An 18877-nucleotide genomic window follows, 5' to 3' on the forward strand; every position below is an offset into this window, starting at 1 on the left:
GCGAGCCTAGGAGGTCAACCACAGGTGCAGGACGTCGAACGACGCCTGGAGCTGGTCGAGCGGGCAGCGCTCGTCGTCCTTGTGGGCGAGGAGCGGGTCGCCGGGGCCGAAGTTCACGGCCGGGATGCCGAGCTCGGAGAACCGGGCGACGTCCGTCCAGCCGTACTTGGGTGCAGGGCCGCCGCCGGTCACGGCGTGCACCGCGCGAGCGAACTCCTGCGCGGCGGGCGCGTCGAGGCCGGGACGCGCACCCGCGGCCGCGTCGGTCACGACGACCTCGTAGCCCTCGAACACCTCACGCACGTGCGCCTCCGCCTCCGCAGGCGTCATCGAGGGAGCGAACCGGTAGTTCACCGTCACGACGCACGAGCTCGGGATGACGTTCGTCGCGGTGCCGCCGCTGATGAGCACCGCGTTGAAGCTCTCGCGGTAGACCAGTCCCTCGACCTCGACGGACCGCGGCTCGTACGCCTCGAGCCGGCGCAGCACCTCTCCTGCGGCGTGCACCGCGTTGACGCCCACCCACGCGCGCGCCGAGTGCGCCGCGACGCCGCTCAGCCGGACCTCGGCGCGCAGCGTCCCGTTGCAGCCGCCCTCCAGACCCCCGTCGGACGGCTCCCCCAGGATCGCGAAGTCGCACGCGAGCCAGTCGGGGTGGTTCCGCACCAGCCGCCCCAGGCCGTTGAGCTCGGACGCGACCTCCTCGTGGTCGTAGAAGACCCACGTGACGTCCTTCGTCGGCTCGGTGAGCTGCACCGCGAGCGCGAGCGCGACCGCGACCCCGCCCTTCATGTCGACCGTCCCGCGCCCCCACAGGTGCCCGTCCTGCACGCGCGTCGGCAGGTTGTCCGCGACGGGCACGGTGTCGATGTGCCCCGCGACGACGACGCGCGAGGCGTGGCCCAGGTGCGTGCGGGCGACGACCGCGTCGCCGTCGCGCAGCACCTCGAGGTGCGGCGCGGTGCGCAGCGCCTCCTCGACGAGGTCGGCGAGGGCGCGTTCGTCGCCGGAGACCGACGGGACGTCGCAGATCGCCCGCGTGAGGGCGACGAGGTCGCCGTGCGGGTCCAGGAGGGGGTGCGTCACGGTCCGAGCCTAGGCCGCGCGGCGAGTGGTACCGGCGGGTAACACAGATCGCCACCGTAGGCTTGTCGGCATGACTTCTCGCCCCGCCTGGGGGTTCGGTCTCGCGACCACGACCTTCGACGGCACCACCCTCGACACCTGGTACCCCGCACCCACGCTCGGTGAGCCCGACGATGGCAGGTCGGCCCCGGCCGACCTGCACGAGCACGACGACGACGCGCGCGGCGTGCGCGTGCGCGTGGTGCGCACGGTGATCGACCTGGACGCACCGCCCGCGGACACGTCCGACGCCTACCTGCGGCTGCACCTGCTCTCGCACCGGCTCGTCGCACCGCACGGCGTGAACCTCGAGGGCCTGTTCGGCGCGCTGCCGAACGTGGTGTGGACCGACCGCGGCCCGTGCGCCGTCGAGGGATTCGAGACCACGCGCGCGCGACTGCGTGCCGCGACGGGCGTCGCGCCGACCGTCTTCGGCGTCGACAAGTTCCCGCGGATGGTCGACTACGTGCTCCCGTCGGGCGTGCGCATCGCGGATGCCGACCGCGTGCGCCTCGGCGCCCACCTCGCGCCGGGCACGACGGTCATGCACGAGGGCTTCGTGAACTTCAATGCGGGCACGCTCGGCACGTCGATGGTCGAGGGCCGGATCTCCGCGGGCGTCGTCGTCGGCGACGGCTCCGACATCGGTGGCGGCGCCTCGATCATGGGCACGCTGTCCGGCGGCGGGCGCGAGGTCGTCGCGATCGGCCGCCGCACGCTGCTCGGCGCGAACGCGGGCCTGGGCATCGCGCTCGGCGACGACTGCGTGATCGAGGCCGGCCTGTACGTCACCGCGGGCACCAAGGTCACGCTCGTGGGCTTCGGCGAGGACTCCGGGCGCGTCGTCAAGGCGCGCGAGCTGTCCGGGGCCGACGGCGTGCTGTTCCGCCGCAACTCCCTGACCGGCGGCGTCGAGGCCGTCGCGCGCACCGGCACCGGCGTCGAGCTCAACGCGGCGCTGCACGCGAACTGACGTGGCCCGACGACCCCGCCGGCGCCGCCGCTCCCGGGTGGCGGGTGCGCTCCTGGCCGTCGTGGCGTTCGTCGTCGCGCTCGGCGTGGCCGCCGCGGTCGTCGTCACCGCGCTCGACCGGCTCCAGCCCGACGCGCCGCTCGTCGCGAGGTGCGCCGCGACGCTCGACGACACCGACTGGACGCTGAGCCCGGACCAGGCGCAGCACGCGGCCCTGTTCGCCGCGATGGCCGAACGGCGCCACCTGCCCGCGCGCGCCGTGACCATCGCGATCGCGACCGGCATGCAGGAGTCGAAGCTCGAGAACATCGACTACGGCGACCGCGACTCGATCGGCCTGTTCCAGCAGCGCCCGTCGCAGGGCTGGGGCACGGTCGAGGAGATCATGGACCCCGTCTACTCGACGGGAAAGTTCTACGACGGCCTGGTCAAGGTCAAGGGCTACGAGGACCTCGAGGTCACCGTCGCCGCGCAGGCCGTGCAGCGCTCGGGCTTCCCCGACGCCTACGCCCAGCACGAGACGCGCGCCCGGGCGTGGGCCTCCGCGCTCACCGGCCACTCCCCCGAGACGCTCACGTGCACGCTGCCCGAGCCCGCCGAGCCCGGCTCGCCCGACGCGGCCGTGGCGCGCCTCGAGCGCGACTTCGGCGGCCTCGCGCACGAGCAGGTCCCCGCGACCGACGACGAGCCCGCGTCGCTCGTCGTGCACACCGGGACGCTGGGCGACACCCCCGAGCGCCAGGCCTGGGCCGTCGCCGCGTGGGCGGTGGCCACCGCGCAGGTCCTGGGCACGACGAGCGTCGACGTCGCCGACCGCACGTGGGCCCGCGACTCGGCCGAGTGGACCTCCACGGACGCCCCGCTCGCGACGGGCGACGTCCGCCTCACCTTCGCCCCCTGACCCCAGACCCGCGCGGTTGCAGCGGGTGGTCCCGCGGGTGCGGGGCGGCGGGTGGTGACGGATGGCTCAGCGGCTGGGGGTGGTGGTGGGCCGTGGGTTGCCGCCGCGGGAGAGGCCGAACGCGACCGCGGCGACGAACGCCAGGACCGCGCCCCACCAGCCCAGGCCGACGATCGCCGCGAGCAGCGCGACGGCGACGAACGGCGCGAGCTGCGTGAGGTAACGCAGCGGCCAGCGCAGACGCGACGGCGAGCGCGGGGCGTTCCAGCGCGCCCAGACGATGACGACCGCCGACACCAGCAGCACGGCGACGACCGCGGCGAGCGCCCGGTTCGCGGGGACGTCCGCGAGCATCCCGAGCCGCCAGCCCGTGACGCCCGCGAGCACGAGCAGCCCGATCTCGCAGCAGAACGCGACGATCGACAGCGGTCCGAGCACGCCCGGCGGCAGCCCGCCGCCGTCGCCAGCCGCAGCCTGTCCCGAGTGGTGCACGCCGCTCACGGTTCACCAGCCAACCGCAGGTCGGCGTCGGTCGCAGGTCGGAGCCCGTCACTGGCCCGGGCCGGGCGCAGGTCGGTGCGGGCGCAGGTCGGTGCGGACCCGGCGTCAGCGCTCGTCGACGGGGATGTAGTCGCGCTCGACCGCGCCCGTGTAGACCTGGCGCGGACGGCCGATCTTCGTGGCGGGGTCGGTCATCATCTCGCGCCACTGCGCGATCCACCCGGGCATCCGGCCGAGCGCGAACAGCGGCGTGAACATCGACTGGTCGAAGCCCATGGCCTTGTAGATCAGGCCCGTGTAGAAGTCGACGTTCGGGTAGAGCTTGCGCGAGATGAAGTAGTCGTCGTTCAGCGCGATGTCCTCGAGCTTCATGGCGATGTCGAGCAGCTCGTCGGCCGCACCCAGGGCCGTGAGGACCGCGTGCGCGCTCTCCTTCACGATCGCGGCGCGCGGGTCGTAGTTCTTGTAGACGCGGTGCCCGAAGCCCATGAGCCGGACGCCCTGCTCCTTGTTCTTCACGCGCGTCATGAAGTCGGTCGCGTCGCCGCCGTTCGCCTGGATCTCCGCGAGCATCGCGAGCACGGCCTCGTTCGCGCCGCCGTGCAGCGGCCCCGAGAGCGCGTTGATGCCCGCGGCCACCGACGCGTACAGGTTCGCGTGCGACGAGCCGACGATCCGCACCGTCGAGGTCGAGCAGTTCTGCTCGTGGTCGGCGTGCAGGATGAGCAGCTTGTTGAGCGCCTCGACGACGACCGGGTCCGGCTCCCACTGCTGGTACGGGACGGCGAACGTCATGCGCAGGAAGTCCTCGACGTAGCCGCGGCTGTAGTCGGGGTAGAGCAGCGGCTCGCCCTTGGACGTGCGGTGCACGTAGGAGGTGATCGTGCGCGTCTTCGCGAGGATCAGGACCGTGGCGAGCTCGACCGTCTCGGGGTCGAACGGGTCGAGCGACTCCGGGTAGAACGTCGACAGCGCGTTGATCGCCGACGACATGACGGCCATCGGGTGCGCGCCGCGCGGGAACGTCCCCATGAACGTGCGGAAGTCCTCGTGCACGAGCGTGTGCCGGTTGACCCGCTCCTCGAACGCCTCGAGCTCGGCCGGGGACGGCAGCTCGCCGTTGATGAGCAGGTAGGCGACCTCGAGGAAGCTGGACCTCTCCGCGAGCTGCTCGATCGGGTACCCGCGGTAGCGCAGGATGCCCGCGTCGCCGTCGATGTAGGTGATCTTCGACTCGCAGGACGCCGTGTTCATGAACCCCGGGTCCACCGTGACGAGCCCGGTGTCGCGCAGCAGGGTCGAGACCACCACGCCGTCGTTGCCCTCGGTGGCGGCGACGACCGGCAGGTCCTTCGCCTGGCCGTGCACGACCAGCTGGACCGGTGCGGTGGTGGTCTCGGACATGGCGTTCCTTCCTGCGACGGACCCCGCGCGCGGTGTGCGCGTCGGTCGTCACCGACGTCGGCTCGACAGCCGGAGCGGCCCCCGTTGGCCGTGCTCGACCGTACCTGCGCCCGACGGGTGGTGACGAATCCTGGGACGACCCGATGTGCTGTGAATCAGGTCACAGCACCCATCGTCAGGCGCTTCGTAGGCGCGCCGCAGCCTCGGCGATCGACTCGTCGGACGCGGTCAGCGCGACGCGCACGTGCCCCGCGGCCGCGGGGCCGTAGAACGCACCCGGGGCGACGAGGATGCCCAGCCGGGCCAGGTCCGCGACGGTCTCCCAGCAGTCCTGGCCACCCTCGGGCCGCACCCACAGGTACAGGCCGGCCGCGGACTCGTCGACCACGTAACCGGCGTCCTGCAGCGCCGAGCGCAGCAGCACACGCCGCGCGCGGTAGCGCTCGCGCTGCTCGGCCACGTGCGCGTCGTCGTCGAGCGCGACCGTCAACGCCGCCTGCACAGGACCGGGCACCATCATCCCGATGTGCTTGCGCACCTCGAGCAGGTGCGCGACGAGCGCCGGGTCGCCCGCGACGAACGCGGCGCGGTAACCCGCGAGGTTCGACTGCTTCGACAGCGAGTACACCGCGAGCAGACCCGAGATGTCGCCGCCGGTCACGCGCGGGTCGAGCACGCTCGGCACGCCGTCGCTCGCCCACGGCTCGTCCCAGCCGAGCTCGGCGTAGCACTCGTCGGACGCGACGACGACCGGCCGGCCGTCCCGCCGCGCGGCTTCACGGGCTGCGGCGACGACCGCCGCGAGCTCGTCGACGCCCAGGACCGCGCCGTGCGGGTTGGCCGGCGAGTTCAGCCAGACCAGACGCACGTCGCCCGCGCCCTGCGCGAGGCGAGCCGCCGGGTCGTCACACGGGTCGGGCCGCGCACCCGCCAGGCGCGCGCCCACGTCGTACGTCGGGTACGCGACCGCCGGGTGCAGCACCACGTCGCCCTCGCCGAGCCCGAGCAGTGACGGCAGCAGGCCGACGAGCTCCTTGGACCCGACGGTCGGCAGGACGCCCGCCGGGTCGAGGCCCGGCACGCCACGGCGGCGGGCGAACCACCGCACGACCGCCTCGCGCAGCGCCGGGGTGCCGTACGTCAGCGGGTAGCCGGGCGAGTCCGCCGCCGCGACGAGCGCGTCACGCACCACCGCGGGCGTCGGGTCCACGGGCGTGCCGACGGACAGGTCGACGATGCCGCGCTCGTGCGAGCGCGCGACCTGCGCGAACGGCGTGAGGGTGTCCCAGGGGAAGTCCGGCAGCGCGCCGGTCAGCAAGCCCATGCGGGCTCAGTCACCGTGGACGCGCAGCGGCAGCGTGGCGATGATCGGGTGGTCCTTGTCGATCTCACCCATCTTCGCCGCACCGCCGGGCGAGCCGAGGTCGTCGAAGAACTCGACGTTCGCCTTGTAGTACTCGCTCCACTGCTCGGGGACGTCGTCCTCGTAGTAGATCGCCTCGACCGGGCAGACCGGCTCGCACGCCCCGCAGTCCACGCACTCGTCCGGGTGGATGTACAGCGACCGCTTGCCCTCGTAGATGCAGTCCACGGGACATTCCTCGATGCACGCCTTGTCCTTGACGTCCACGCAGGGCTCGGCGATCACATACGTCACGGTCGGTCCTCCACTTGACGGGTCATCCCTAGTATTCCCCACATGCGCCCGCACACGACCCCGTGTCCACCACGCGGCAGCAGGGCCGTGCCGTGACTCCCGCCACTCCGGGCGGCTGGCGCGAGGCCCGGCCCGGCAGCCGGATCGTCGTCCGACGACGCCTGCTCGACCCGCTGCCGGACGGCCCGCACCTCACCGACGTGCTCGGCGTCGTCCTCCGCGTGGACGACGAGGGCCTCACGCTCGACACGTCGCGCGGACCGGCCCGGATCTCCGGCGCGGACGTCGTGCTGTGGAAGCCGATCCCGCCGCCGCCCGAGCGCCGCGCGCGACGTCACTGACACCCGGCGCCGCCACGGACGCGGCACCGGGCCCAGCGCGTCAGCCGTCCTTCTCCTCGTCGTCCTGCGACGGCGGCTCGCCGCACACGACGCGGTTCTGCGGCTTGTAGCGCCACGTCTTCGACGTCGTCTCGAGCAGCTCGCCGTCGAGGAGCAGCTTGCGCGTCACGGTCACCGAGAAGCCCGGGTTGCCCGCCGACTGCGGCGTGCACGTCCGGGAGTCCGAGTACACCGTGCGCGGCTGCACCACGCCCGAGCGCCCGCTCGTCGTCGACTCGACCGTGAAGTGCTTGGTGCCCCAGATCCGCACGTACGCGCGGCCGCCCGACACCCAGCCCTGCACGAGGGCGCCGTACGGCGTCGTGTTCTTCCACTTCATGTCGATCTGGCCCGTGAAGAGCGTCGCCTCGCGGCCCTCCGGGTACCGCGAGAACCACTCGCTGTGCGGCGTGTGCTCGACGTCCTCCATGCCCGCCAGGTAGGCGGCGTTGAAGGTCGTGGTGGACACCTGCGACAGGCCACCGCCCCACGCGTCCGAGTGCTCGCCGTTGACGATCGCGCCGGCCTGCACGAACCCGTGCGCGGCGTCGATCGGTCCGAGCGCCTCGGTGAGGCTGAACGTCTCACCCGGGCGGACGAGCACGCCCGTGATGTTCGACAGGCCCTGCGCGATGTTCTTGGTGCGGCGCGGCTCGCTGGTCAGCGGCGTCGAGAACTCGGAGACGATCTCCTTGATCCCGAGCTTCTCCATCGCCTCGGTCGTCTCGGCCGGGTCCGTCTGCGACAGCTCGACGACCGCCGTGCGGTTCTGGGCGTTCGCGACCTCGGCGACCGCCGCCGCGACGTCCTCGGGCGCGACCGTCGTGCCCGGCTCGCCCGGGACCAGCACGGGCTTGTCGTCCTGGAACTCGAAGTGCGCGTCGGACGCCGAGGTGAGCACGCCCTCGGGCAGCTGGTCGACGACCTCCTCGGCGAGCAGCTCGCCGTCGAGCTGCAGCACCAGCTCGCCGTCCTCGGGCTGCATCGAGGCGGCAGCGGCGAGAGTCGCCGGCTGCAGCACGGCGAGCTTCTCGGACACCGTCACGGAGATCGGCGCCGAGACCAGCGGCTCCGCGACGTCGTCGAGCGCCGCCTGCGCCACCTCCTGCGTGATCGCCGGCTCGACGACCTCGGTGGGCAGCACGAGCGGCTGCGCCGCGACCAGCCAGTCACGCTCGACGACCTCGGCGGCCGCCTCGTCGTCGAGCGCCCAGCCCTCGGTCGCGTCGGTCAGCACCGCACCGCCGTCGACGAACAGCACCGCACCGTCGACCGGGGCGAGCGACAGGGACTCGCCGAGCGCCTCGAGCGCCGCGTCGAGCTTGTCCTCGTCGACCTGCGTCACCGGCTCGCTCTCGCCCAGACCCGTGATCTGGTGCCACAGCCGCAGCGGGTCAGCCAGGTCGACGCCCGTGAGGCCGTCGACCGTCGCCTGCGCGTCGAACGACAGACCGGCCTCCGCGGGCTCGATCGTCGCCTGCACGTCGTTCGCCTGCACCGCGACCGCGGTGCCGGTGGTCGCGGCCAGCTCGTCGTCGAGGCGCGCGACCGCGGCGTCGGACGACAGCCCGCCGATGTCCACGCCCGCGACGGTCGTGCCGCGCGGGACGCGGTCGGCCGTCGCGTAGCTCGCGCCGACGTACGCACCACCCAGCACGACGAGCGTGCCCGCGCCGATCAGCACACGCCGCGGCCAACGGCGCGTGCGCTCCTCGGGCTCGAACTCGTCGAACGGCGACGCCTCACGCGGCTGCTGGGGGACCGAGCCGGCCGAGATGCGCGCCGTGCCCGCGAGCGCCGGCGGGACCGGCGGCGTGAGCGGCTCCTGCGTCGGCGCGGCACCCCGCGCCTCGGCCGGCGCCGACGTGCGCTCGGCGCGCCCGGGCAGCACCGACTCACGCGTGGGAGCGGACGCGGCGCTCGCAGCACCGGCCCCCGGCGCAGCGGCGGCCGCGTCGGGTCGGTCGTCAGTGACGGGCGCGAGCACGACCGTCTCGGCGGCCGGAGTCGGGACGACGACCGTCTCGTCAGCGGCAGCCGGCCGGGCGGCCTTCTCGTCCGCCGTGGAGGTGCCGTCAGCGGCGGCGCGCACGGTCGCGTCGGCCTCCGGCCGGAAGATCACCGTCTCGTCGGGTGCGGCTCGGAGCACGGCCGTCTCGTCGGCGGCGGTCGGGTCGCCGTCGGGGTAGTGCTCGCTCGCGCCGCGAGCACCCCCGGAGGGGGCGTGCTCCAGCGCGGGCTCCTCGGCGTGGGCCTCGGGCGTGCTCTCCTGGGCTGCCTCGGTCGACGACTCCGAGGTCACCTCATCGGCCGGTGCGGCCTCGGCGTCGCCGGCGGCGTTCAGAGCCTGCGCGCCGTCCTGGTCGGCCGCGTCGTCATCGCCGGCGACCTCACCGGGCGTCGCCTCCTGCACGGGGGCATCGGCGTCAGCTGCGGCGTCGCCGGTCGCGGCGTCGTTCACCGCGTCGTCGAGCGGCCCGGGGGCGACTGCCTCAGCGGCGACGGCTTCAGCGGCGACGGGTCCGTCCGAGACGGGCACGTCAGCAGCAGCCTCGTCGGATGCAGCGCCTTCCGCGGCGGTCTCGTCCGCGGCCGTCTCGTCGGTCGCGGCCTCGCCGGCCACGGCCTCGTCGGTCACGACCTGGCCGGTCACGCTCTCGTCGGTCGCGGTCTCGTCGATCGCGACCTCGCCGGGTGCGGTGTCGGAGGCGCTCTCGGCAGGCTCGCCGGCGATGGGCTCGTCCTCGTCCGGCTCACCCGCGGCCGACTCCTCGGCGGGGGCCTCATCCGCCGAGATCGCACCAGTGGCGACCTCGTCCGCTGCGACCTGAGCGGTAGCCGCGTCCTCGGCGGAGCGCTCACCAGCGGGCGTCTCGTCGGACGCGGGCTCCTCAGGAGCAGAGCCGTCGGACGCGGACTCGTCGGTCGCACCCTCGTCGGACGCGGTCGCGGGCTCGTCGAGCGACGCCTCGTCGGACGTGGCCTCGTCGGAGGCGGACTCGACGGCAGCGGACTCGACGGCGGCGGGCTCGACGGCGGCGGACTCGACCTCGGCCTGGTCGGACGCGGGCTCGTCGGCCTCGTCGGACGGCGGCTCCTCGTCCTGGACGACGGGGATCTGGTGCGTGTCCTCGGACAGCGCCGGGCGGCGGTCCCCCGCACCCCAGACCGGCCAGACGATCTCGTCGCCGTCGCCTGGCTTCGACGGCTCGTCTTGGCTCGGGCTGTCGACGTCGGTACGGTCGGTCATCGCGTCCTCTGCTCGGTCGTGTTGCGCGCGGCAATTCTACGGTGGCGCGCCGTAGGCCCCTGCGCGCGCGTGCCCCGTACGCCCTCGCAGGTCACGGGTCTGCGCGAGGCCTCTACGCGTGCTCCACGTCGCGTCCACGCCTCGCCCGCGCGCGCGGGACGCGCACGTCAGCGTACGTCGCGCAGCCGTCCGTCCAGGTGCACCAGCCCGCCCGTGTCGGCCGGGCCGCGCTCGGCCACGAGCACCTCGCCGACGACGAGGTCGTGGTCACCCGCGGGGTGGATCGCGTGCGTGCGGCACTCGAACCACGCGGCGGCGCGGTCGAGCCGGACCCCGGACGCCTCGGTCGACGCGTGGTGCGGCACGCGCGCGAGCTGGTCGACCGCGGGCCGCCCGGGAGAGGCGAGCCAGTCGGCGACCGGTCCCTGGTCGGCGCCGAGCACGCTGAGCGTCCACGTGTCGACCTCGTCGAGCGCGTCGCGCATCCGCGCGTCGCCGTGCACGCTGAACAGCAGCAGCGCGGGCTCGAGCGACACCGACGTCACGGAGCTCACGGTCATGGCCCAGACCGTGCGGCGCCACGTGGTCGTGACCACCGCGACGCCCGCGGGCAGGGCCGCGACCGCGGTGCGGAACTCGTCCTTCGTCGCGGTCACGCGAGCCCGTCGGGTCGAGCGCCAGGTCCGTCGGCCGTCGGTCCGGACGCGTCGGGAGCGGCCACCTCGGGACGACGCGGGCGACGGGGCTCGCGCGGCGGACGCGGGGTGTCGTCGAACCAGCGACGCGGTGCGAGCCCGGCGAGGACCACCATGAGGATCGCACCGCCGATCCAGACGCCGCCGATCCAGGGAGTGTTGACGTTGTCGCCCACGGGCACGAGTACGTCGCCGCCCGGTCCGGTCTGGGAGAGGACCTGGATCGCGAGGATCAGACCGCCCGCCATGCCGACGAACGGGATCCAGCCGCCCCACGCACGCACCATCACGAGCGCGGCGAGCACGAGCCCGAGCGCGGCGAGCAGACCCCACGGCACGAGCCCGCGGTGGACGACCGTGCCGAGCGCGCCGACGACGAGACCGAGGACGAACGCGACGAGGGCCCGCACGAAGGTCTGCGGCGTCAGGGACTGCACGGCGTCAGGCTACCGGCCGGACCCCTGCGGGCCAGTCGCGGTCCGCGAGCGTGCGCGCGTGCCTGCCGCGCGCGCGACCCGGGCGCGACGACGCGTCGCGGTACTGCTCGACGGGCAGCAGCGGCTCGGCCAGGCCGAGGCTCAGCGCGTACCGCCCGACGAGGGCTCGCTCGCCGCCGACGGGCTCGTCGACCGGCTCGGCGTGCTGCACCTGCGTGACGTGCGCATGCAGCGCGGCGAGCACCGCGTCACGCACGGGCAGGACGTCGACCTCGAGCGCGATGTCGTCGTCGGGCACGACGACGGAGGCGAACACATCGTCGTCCGCGGGCGCCGTCAGCTGCCCGACCCGCCCGTCGGCGGCCGACGAGCGCAGCGCCCGGCGCGCCGCGCGGGCCCGGCTCAGGCCCTGGGCGGCCCACAGCACCACGGGGACCTCGTACGGCTCGTCGGCCTGCGCCGCGAGCTCGACGGCCCGGTGCGCGACCTCGTGCGCGCGCACGTGGTCCGGGTGGCCGTACCCTCCGCCGGGCTCGTACGTCACGACGACGTCGGGACGGCGGTCGAGGATGAGGGCCGCCAGCGGCGCGGCGACCTCGTCGAGTGGCCGCACCGAGAACGCGGTGCCGGCGGCGACGGCGTCGGGCGCCGCGACCGCACGCCGCCCCTCGTCGGCCCACGCCATGCCGGAGTCCTCGAGCCGGCCGCCGGACCAGCCGAGCAGCGCGTCGAGGAACACGCGGTCGACGACGCCGAGCGCGGCCGTCGCGGCGGCCAGCTCGGCCTCGCGGTGGGCGGCGAGCGCCGGGCCGTCGCCCTCGAGGCCGGCCAGCGCCTCGCCGATCACCTCGCCGCGCTCACCGCGCGTGCAGGTGACCAGCGTGACCGGGCGCCCGGCGGCGGCCCACGTCGCGAGCAGCGAGCCGGTCGCGAGCGTCTCGTCGTCGGGATGGGCGTGGACGGCCAGCAGACCGCCCGACGCAGCCGGCGACGACGCGCTCACGTCAGCCCTTCTTCGTGCGCGCCCAGATGCGCGCGCGCTCCGTCTGGTCGAGCACGACCTTGCGGATGCGCACCACCTCGGGCGTCACCTCGACGCACTCGTCCTCGCGCGCGAACTCGAGCGACTCCTCGAGCGTCAGCTTGCGCGGCGGGACGACGTTCTCGAACGACTCCGCCGTGGACGAGCGGATGTTGTTGAGCTTCTTCTCCTTGGCGATGTTGACGTCCATGTCCTCGTTGCGCGAGTTCTCGCCCACGACCATGCCCTCGTAGACCTCGGACGTCGGCTCGACGAAGAACGTGCCGCGGTCCTGCAGGTTGAGCATGGCGAACGGCGTCGCGACGCCCGCACGGTCGGCGACGAGCGACCCGTTGGTGCGGGTCTCGATGAGGCCCGCCCACGGCTCGTAGCCCTCGGAGATGGACGATGCGATGCCGGTGCCGCGCGTGTCGGTGAGGAACCGCGTGCGGAAGCCGATCAGGCCGCGCGCGGGCACCACGAACTCCATGCGCACCCAGCCGGTGCCGTGGTTGCTCATGGTCTCCATGCGGCCCTTGCGCTGCGCCAGGAGCTGCGTGACGGCGCCGAGGTACTCCTCGGGGACGTCGATCGTCATGCGCTCCATCGGCTCGTGGACCTTGCCGTCGATGACCTTGGTGACGACCTGCGGCTTGCCGACGGTCAGCTCGAAGCCCTCGCGGCGCATCTGCTCGACCAGGATCGCGAGCGCCAGCTCGCCACGGCCCTGCACCTCCCACGCGTCGGGGCGGTCCGTGGGGACCACGCGCAGCGACACGTTGCCGATGAGCTCCTTGTCGAGGCGGTCCTTGACCTGGCGCGCGGTGACCTTGTGGCCCTTGCCGCCCTTGCCCGCGAGCGGGCTCGTGTTGATGCCGATCGTCATCGAGATCGCGGGGTCGTCCACCGTGATGAGCGGCAGCGGGCGCGGGTCGTCCGGGTCCGTCAGCGTCTCGCCGATCGTGATGTCCTCGATGCCGGCGACGGCGACGATGTCACCGGGGCCCGCCGAGTCGGTCGGCACGCGGTCGAGCGCCTTGGTCTCGAGCAGCTCGGTGATGCGCACGTTCTGCAGGCTGCCGTCGTGACGCGCCCACGCGACCGTCTGGCCCTTGCGCAGCGTGCCGTTGAAGATGCGCAGCAGCGCGAGACGGCCGAGGAACGGCGACGCGTCGAGGTTCGTCACGTGCGCCTGCAGCGGCGCGCTCTCGTCGTACGTGGGGGCCGGGATCTTCTCGAGGATCGTCGCGAACAGCGGCTCGAGCGTCTCGCTGTCCGGGAGCGCGCCGTCGGCGGGCCGGGTGAGCGACGCGCGTCCGGCCTTGGCCGAGGCGTAGACGACCGGGACGTCGAGGATCGCGTCGAGATCGAGGTCCGGGACCTCCTCGTGCAGGTCGGAGGCGAGGCCGAGCAGCAGGTCGGTCGCCTCGTGGACGACCTCCTCGATGCGCGCGTCCGGGCGGTCGACCTTGTTCACGACGAGGATGACCGGCAGCTGGGCCGTGAGCGCCTTGCGGAGCACGAACCGGGTCTGCGGGAGCGGGCCCTCGGACGAGTCGACGAGCAGGACGACGCCGTCGACCATCGACAGGCCGCGCTCGACCTCGCCGCCGAAGTCGGCGTGGCCCGGGGTGTCGATGACGTTGATCGTCACGCCCTCGGGCTGGCCCGCGGCGACCGCGGCCGGACCGCGGTACCGCACCGCGGTGTTCTTCGCGAGGATCGTGATGCCCTTCTCGCGCTCCAGGTCCCCGGAGTCCATCGCACGCTCGTCGACGTGGTCGTGCGCGCCGAACGCGCCCGACTGCCAGAGCATGGCATCGACGAGGGTGGTCTTGCCGTGGTCGACGTGCGCGACGATCGCGACGTTGCGCAGGTCGGCGCGGACGGCCGTACCGGAGGCGGACGAGGGCATGCGTGCTCTTCTCGAGTCAGGGTGTGGGGGTGACGCGCCGACGGCGGCGCCGATCGATCCTACCCGTTCGCCCCAGATCGCGGGATGTGACGTTGGCGTCAGCGGCTGCCGACGTGGCCCGGCAGCTCGCCCGACGAGTCGGCTCGGCGCTCCCGCCCGGTCACCGACCTGGCTGCTCGCTCGCCCAGGCCCACCAGTCGGTCAGGTCCGCGCGCGAGAGCCGCAGCAACGGCACGGCGTCGAGCTGCGGTCGTCCGGCGAGCGGCTCGGCGCGCGTCGCCGTGAGCGCGGGCGCCCGCACGAGCGACGTGAGCGCACCGGCCTCGACCAGGCGCGTCGCGAGCACGCCCTCGGCCTCCGCGAGGGCCGCGGGGTCCACCTGGGCGGCCAGCGCGGCGAGGGCCTCGTCGGTCGCCGCGTCGGACCACGCCGTCACGTTGGTCGCGCCGTCGGTCCCCCACCGGTCGACGAGCGAGGCGACCGGCAGCTCGTCCTGCACGGCAGGCACGAGCGCGACGTCCCAGCCCGCCGGGTCCGACCACAGTCCCGTCGCCGGGTCGGACGTCGCGGCGACGACCTCGAAGCCCGCCTCGCGCGCGTGCGTCGTCACGAGGTCGACGACCTGCGCGCGCAGCGGGTCGACCGTGTTGGCGAGCAGCCGCACGGTGACCGGCGTGCCGACCTGGGCGCCCTCGAGCAGCGCCCGCGCGCCCGGGACGTCGGCCTGCGCGGTGTCGGCCGCTCCCCCGGCGCCCACGCCCACCGTCGCGAGCACCGCCTCCTCGACCGACGCCTGCGGCCACAGCGGGGCGACGACCTCGTCGACCACCTGCGCCCGCGGCACCGAGCCCCACAGCGCGCGACGCACGTCGACGGCGCGCGCGAGGTCCTGCTCGGACGGCTCGTCCCCCGCGGCGGCGAGCACGCCCCCGGCAGCCGCCCGTGCGACGAGCTGCCACACCGCGTCGCCGCCCGTGACCACCTGCGCGCCGGACTCGGCGAGCGCCTCCTGGACGTCGGCGGTCGCGACCGGCGCGACCGCGTCGACCTCGCCGTCGCGCAGCGCGGTCACCTGGTCGAGCGGGTGGAGATCGGAGCGCACGACGAGCGAGTCGAAGCGCGCGGGACGTGAGCCCGCGTAGTGCTCGTTGCGCACGAGCTCGACGCGCTCGTCGGGCAGCACGCGCGCGAGCGCGTACGGACCCGTGGTCACGGCGTCCGCCACGCCGGCCGCCAGCGCGTCGTCGTCGAACGCCGTGCGCCACGCGCGCGACAGCGCGACGAGGTCGTCACGGTGGTCGGCCGGCGCGCCGACCGCCGCGACGACCGCCGCGGCCGCAGCCGCGTCGTCCTCGACCCCGAGCGCACTGCGTGCCAGCGCGTGCGCGGGCAGGTTGACGTCGAGCGCGAGCTGCCAGTCCGCGACCGGCTCGGCGTAGACGACCGTCACGCGGCCCTCGTCGTCGACCGTGGGCGTGGCCTGCGCGTGCACGAGCGCGCGCGACGTCGCCGCGAACGCGACGCCCGCGTCGAGCGCGTCGCGGTTCACGACCTCGCCGTCCTCGCCGAGCTCGGGGACCACGTCGTCGAGGGAGCCCGACCGGGCTGCCCACTCCAGCAGCAGGTCCGCCGCGGTCACCGGGACGCCGTCGGACCACGACGCCGTGGGAGCGATCGTGTAGCGGACCGTCAGCGGGTCGTCGGCGACCTTCTCGACCGTCCCGAACGCCTCGTCGGGAACCGCGCGGCCCGCTTCGTCGAGCGAGACGAAGCCGTCCTGCACGAGCGAGCGCACGAGCACCGAACCCGGCGCGCGACCGCGTGCCGTGCCCGCGTTCAGCGACGCGAACGGCACGTCGACCGCGATGACGACGGCCCCCGTTCGGGACGGCAGCGGCGCCGGGTCACCCGTGCAGCCGGCGAGCACACCACCCACGACGAGGACGACCCCCGCGGCGAGCAGCCTCGGGACGGCCCTCACGCCGCGTCGGAGTGCCGTCGCGGCCCGGGCACCGTGCGTACCGACTGCTCGTCGTGCCACCTTCACCCCCGGCCCGCGACGGGCACCCTCGGTCCGTCAGAAGCCGCGCCCCGCCTCGCGCTCGTTGTCGACCTCGGAGATCTCGTGGATCTCGCGACGCGTCGCCTCGTGCGCCTGGTGCGCCTCGTCGCGCGCGAGCTCGAGACGCTGGGCCTCGAGGAGCGCGTCACGCGCCTCGCGCCGCTCCTGCTGCGCCTGCGGGTCCGGCACCGGAACCGCGGCGAGCAGCCGCTGCGTGTACGGGTCGCGCGGGTGGTTGACGACCTGCGCCGTCTCGCCCACCTCGACGAGCTTGCCGTTGTGCATCACCGCGATGCGGTCCGAGAGCATCTCGACGACCGCGAGGTCGTGGCTGATGAACAGGCACGCGAAGCCGTGCTCGCGCTGCAGCTCCTGGAACAGCTCGAGCACCGTCGCCTGCACCGACACGTCGAGCGCGGACGTGGGCTCGTCGGCGACGAGGAGCTGCGGCTCCAGCGCGAGGCTGCGTGCGATGCCGACGCGCTGACGCTGACCGCCCGACAGCTCGTGCGGGTAGCGGTTGCGCATCGCACGCGGCAGCTGGACCTGGTCGAGCAGGCGCTCGACGGCGCGCTGCATCTCCTCGCCCTTGACGCCGCGGTGCAGCAGCAGCGGCTCCGCGATCGACTCGCCGATGGGCAGTCGCGGGTTGAGCGAGCTGCCCGGGTCCTGGAACACGATGCCGACCTTGGTGCGCAGCGGCTTGAGGTCGCGCATCGAGGCGCCGACCATGTCCTGCCCGACGATGCTGAGCTTGCCGCTCGTGACCGGCAGCAGGCCGACGATCGCGCGGCCGACGGTCGTCTTGCCGGAGCCGGACTCGCCGACGAGGCCCACGACCTCGCCCTTGCGGATCTGCAGGCTCACGCCGTCGACGGCGCGGAACGCGGGCGTGCGGCGACGACCCGGGTACTCGATGACGACGTCCTGCGCGTCGAGCACGAGCTCGCGGTCCTCGGTGGTGGTCGACGACGTCGCCGTCACCGGCTGCTCGCCCGCGGCCTCGGCGGCCGCCGCCTCCGCGCTGCGGCCCAGGTGCGGCACCGCGTCGAGGAGCTTGATCGTGTACGGGTGCTGCGGGTTGGCGAACAGCTCGCGCGCCTCACCCTGCTCGACGACCTGGCCGTCCTTCATCACGAGGATCTTGTCGGCCATGTCCGCGACCACGCCCATGTCGTGCGTGATCAGGACGATGCCCGAGTCGATGCGCTCACGCAGGTCGCGCATGAGCTTGAGGATCTCGGCCTGCACCGTGACGTCGAGAGCGGTCGTCGGCTCGTCCGCCAGCAGGAGCTTCGGGTCGCACGCCAGCGCCTGCGCGATCATCGCGCGCTGGCGCTGACCGCCCGAGAGCTGGTGCGGGTAGGAGTCGACCCGGACCTCGGGGTCGGGGATCTCGACGAGCGTGAGCAGCTCGATCGCGCGCGCACGCGCCTCGGCCGGGCCCATCTCGAAGTGCGTGCGCAGCGTCTCGACGATCTGGAAGCCGATCGTGAACACCGGGTTCAGCGCCGTCATCGGCTCCTGGAAGATCATCGCGACCTCACGGCCGCGGATGCGACGCAGCTTGGAGGTCGACATGCCGATGAGCTCGCGGTCGCCGAGCTTCGCCGAGCCGCGGGCACGGCCGTTGGGCGGCAGCAGACCCATGAGGGCCATGGACGACTGCGTCTTGCCGGAACCGGACTCGCCGACGATCGCGAGGACCTCGCCCGGCCGCACGTCGTAGGAGACGCCCTGGGCCGCGGGGTACCACGTGCCGTCCACGTAGAAGTCGACGCCGAGGTCGCGGACCTCGAGCACGGGCGTGCTCGTGTCGGCGGGGGTCGGTGCGTCGGTGGTGTCGATGGCCACGGTCAGGATCCTTCCGGGGTCAGGTGGCGGCGCCCGGTCAGGGCCGCGCTCACCTGCGGGTCTGGGAGCATGGCGGGGTGGGTCCCACGCTGAGGTTCTCGTCGAGGTACGGCCGGTGGCTGACCGTCGCGGCCGGTCTGGCCGGTGTCGTCGCGGTGGCGTCGATCGCCGCGACCGACGGTCTGACGGCCGCGCTGCGCGCGCTGCCGGTCACCGGTCTGGTGGTGCTGCTGCTCTGGGCGGCGTTCTGGCGTCCGGAGGTCGAGGTGTCCGACGGCGGCGTCACCGTGCGCAACGTCTGGCGCACCACCGTGATCCCCTGGCCGACGTACCGCGACGCCGACGTGCGGTTCGCGCTGCGCGTCGAGACCACCGACGGTGCCGTCGAGGCCTGGGCGCCGCCCCGCAGCAGCGGCTCCGGACGATGGCTGACCCGCCGCGGTCCCGCGACGCCCGCACTGCCGACGGACGACGACCGCGTCGACGGCACCGCCGAGGACGCGCTGCGCGCGATCGTGGACCGGCACGCCGCGCTCGACCGTGCGGGGCACCTCGACCGGGCCGAGGCCGCGGTGGCGAGCGGTGCCGTGCACGTCGCACGGACCTGGCACGCGCGCCTGCTCGGCGCGACGCTCGTCCTGCTGGCCGCGAGCGTGCTCGTGCTCACGACCTGAGCGCGCGGCGGTGACCCCGGCCGGAGCC

General features: G+C 74.0%; 16 protein-coding genes. 4 read left to right on the plus strand and 12 right to left on the minus strand.

Annotation, left to right across the window (positions count from 1 at the left end):
• Positions 1 to 6: 6 nt before the first annotated feature.
• Positions 7 to 1086 (minus strand): succinyl-diaminopimelate desuccinylase, encoded by a 1080-nt coding sequence (dapE, locus tag CPE01_RS08670; RefSeq protein ID WP_146806248.1) that lies wholly within the window; start codon positions 1084 to 1086, stop codon positions 7 to 9.
• A gap of 70 nt (positions 1087 to 1156) precedes the next feature.
• Here dapE and dapD point away from each other — a divergent pair, with 70 nt between their 5' ends.
• Together dapD and CPE01_RS08680 are read left to right on the plus strand one after the other, a co-directional pair.
• Entirely contained in the window at positions 1157 to 2098 is a 942-nt protein-coding gene (dapD, locus tag CPE01_RS08675) for a 2,3,4,5-tetrahydropyridine-2,6-dicarboxylate N-succinyltransferase (protein ID WP_146806249.1), read from the plus strand.
• A gap of 1 nt (position 2099) precedes the next feature.
• Positions 2100 to 2999, plus strand: a complete 900-nt coding sequence (locus tag CPE01_RS08680; RefSeq protein WP_246783822.1) for a hypothetical protein — start codon at positions 2100 to 2102, stop codon at positions 2997 to 2999.
• Between the two features lie 66 nt (positions 3000 to 3065).
• Here CPE01_RS08680 and CPE01_RS08685 read toward each other — a convergent pair whose 3' ends face one another.
• From CPE01_RS08685 to fdxA, 4 genes are all read right to left on the minus strand, one after another.
• Complete coding sequence (locus tag CPE01_RS08685; protein ID WP_146806250.1) at positions 3066 to 3500, minus strand: YrdB family protein; 435 nt, start codon at positions 3498 to 3500, stop codon at positions 3066 to 3068.
• A gap of 105 nt (positions 3501 to 3605) precedes the next feature.
• Positions 3606 to 4904, minus strand: coding sequence for a citrate synthase (locus tag CPE01_RS08690; protein ID WP_146806251.1), 1299 nt, complete (start codon positions 4902 to 4904; stop codon positions 3606 to 3608).
• A 175-nt stretch (positions 4905 to 5079) separates the two neighbouring features.
• On the minus strand, positions 5080 to 6228 hold the full coding sequence (gene dapC, locus CPE01_RS08695; protein ID WP_146806252.1) for a succinyldiaminopimelate transaminase: 1149 nt from the start codon (positions 6226 to 6228) through the stop codon (positions 5080 to 5082).
• A gap of 6 nt (positions 6229 to 6234) precedes the next feature.
• Positions 6235 to 6561 (minus strand): ferredoxin, encoded by a 327-nt coding sequence (gene fdxA, locus CPE01_RS08700; protein ID WP_013772042.1) that lies wholly within the window; start codon positions 6559 to 6561, stop codon positions 6235 to 6237.
• Between the two features lie 92 nt (positions 6562 to 6653).
• Here fdxA and CPE01_RS08705 point away from each other — a divergent pair, with 92 nt between their 5' ends.
• Positions 6654 to 6902 carry a hypothetical protein gene (locus tag CPE01_RS08705; RefSeq protein ID WP_146806253.1) on the plus strand — a complete coding sequence of 83 codons (249 nt, stop codon included), beginning with the start codon at positions 6654 to 6656 and terminating at the stop codon, positions 6900 to 6902.
• Between the two features lie 40 nt (positions 6903 to 6942).
• Here CPE01_RS08705 and CPE01_RS08710 read toward each other — a convergent pair whose 3' ends face one another.
• From CPE01_RS08710 to CPE01_RS08740, 7 genes are all read right to left on the minus strand, one after another.
• Positions 6943 to 10191 (minus strand): VanW family protein, encoded by a 3249-nt coding sequence (locus tag CPE01_RS08710; RefSeq protein ID WP_146806254.1) that lies wholly within the window; start codon positions 10189 to 10191, stop codon positions 6943 to 6945.
• A 167-nt stretch (positions 10192 to 10358) separates the two neighbouring features.
• Positions 10359 to 10847 carry a flavin reductase family protein gene (locus CPE01_RS08715; protein WP_146806255.1) on the minus strand — a complete coding sequence of 163 codons (489 nt, stop codon included), beginning with the start codon at positions 10845 to 10847 and terminating at the stop codon, positions 10359 to 10361.
• The gene (locus CPE01_RS08720) at positions 10844 to 11323 is read right to left on the minus strand and encodes a hypothetical protein (protein WP_146806256.1); all 480 of its coding nucleotides are present in this window, start codon (positions 11321 to 11323) and stop codon (positions 10844 to 10846) included. Before CPE01_RS08720 ends, CPE01_RS08715 begins: the two co-directional genes overlap by 4 nt.
• A 4-nt stretch (positions 11324 to 11327) precedes the next feature.
• The gene (locus CPE01_RS08725) at positions 11328 to 12326 is read right to left on the minus strand and encodes a PIG-L family deacetylase (protein ID WP_146806257.1); all 999 of its coding nucleotides are present in this window, start codon (positions 12324 to 12326) and stop codon (positions 11328 to 11330) included.
• A gap of 1 nt (position 12327) precedes the next feature.
• The gene (gene typA, locus CPE01_RS08730; RefSeq protein WP_146806258.1) at positions 12328 to 14259 is read right to left on the minus strand and encodes a translational GTPase TypA; all 1932 of its coding nucleotides are present in this window, start codon (positions 14257 to 14259) and stop codon (positions 12328 to 12330) included.
• 160 nt (positions 14260 to 14419) lie between these two features.
• Positions 14420 to 16240 (minus strand): ABC transporter substrate-binding protein, encoded by a 1821-nt coding sequence (locus CPE01_RS08735; protein ID WP_186811470.1) that lies wholly within the window; start codon positions 16238 to 16240, stop codon positions 14420 to 14422.
• 96 nt (positions 16241 to 16336) lie between these two features.
• Positions 16337 to 18175, minus strand: a complete 1839-nt coding sequence (locus CPE01_RS08740; protein WP_146806260.1) for an ABC transporter ATP-binding protein — start codon at positions 18173 to 18175, stop codon at positions 16337 to 16339.
• Positions 18176 to 18252: 77 nt separating this feature from the next.
• Here CPE01_RS08740 and CPE01_RS08745 point away from each other — a divergent pair, with 77 nt between their 5' ends.
• Entirely contained in the window at positions 18253 to 18849 is a 597-nt protein-coding gene (locus CPE01_RS08745; protein WP_186811471.1) for a PH domain-containing protein, read from the plus strand.
• Positions 18850 to 18877: the final 28 nt, after the last annotated feature.

The sequence above is a fragment of the Cellulomonas persica genome, assembly GCF_007989825.1.
Classification (GTDB): domain Bacteria; phylum Actinomycetota; class Actinomycetes; order Actinomycetales; family Cellulomonadaceae; genus Cellulomonas; species Cellulomonas persica.

What these genes read in the sequence shown, in the direction of transcription:
- dapD (WP_146806249.1), top strand. Translation starts at nt 1,157, where the DNA reads ATGACTTCTCGCCCCGCCTGGGGGTTCGGTCTCGCGACCACGACCTTC.
- CPE01_RS08690 (WP_146806251.1), bottom strand. Translation starts at nt 4,904, where the DNA reads ATGTCCGAGACCACCACCGCACCGGTCCAGCTGGTCGTGCACGGCCAG.
- dapC (WP_146806252.1), bottom strand. Translation starts at nt 6,228, where the DNA reads ATGGGCTTGCTGACCGGCGCGCTGCCGGACTTCCCCTGGGACACCCTC.
- CPE01_RS08710 (WP_146806254.1), bottom strand. Translation starts at nt 10,191, where the DNA reads ATGACCGACCGTACCGACGTCGACAGCCCGAGCCAAGACGAGCCGTCG.
- typA (WP_146806258.1), bottom strand. Translation starts at nt 14,259, where the DNA reads ATGCCCTCGTCCGCCTCCGGTACGGCCGTCCGCGCCGACCTGCGCAAC.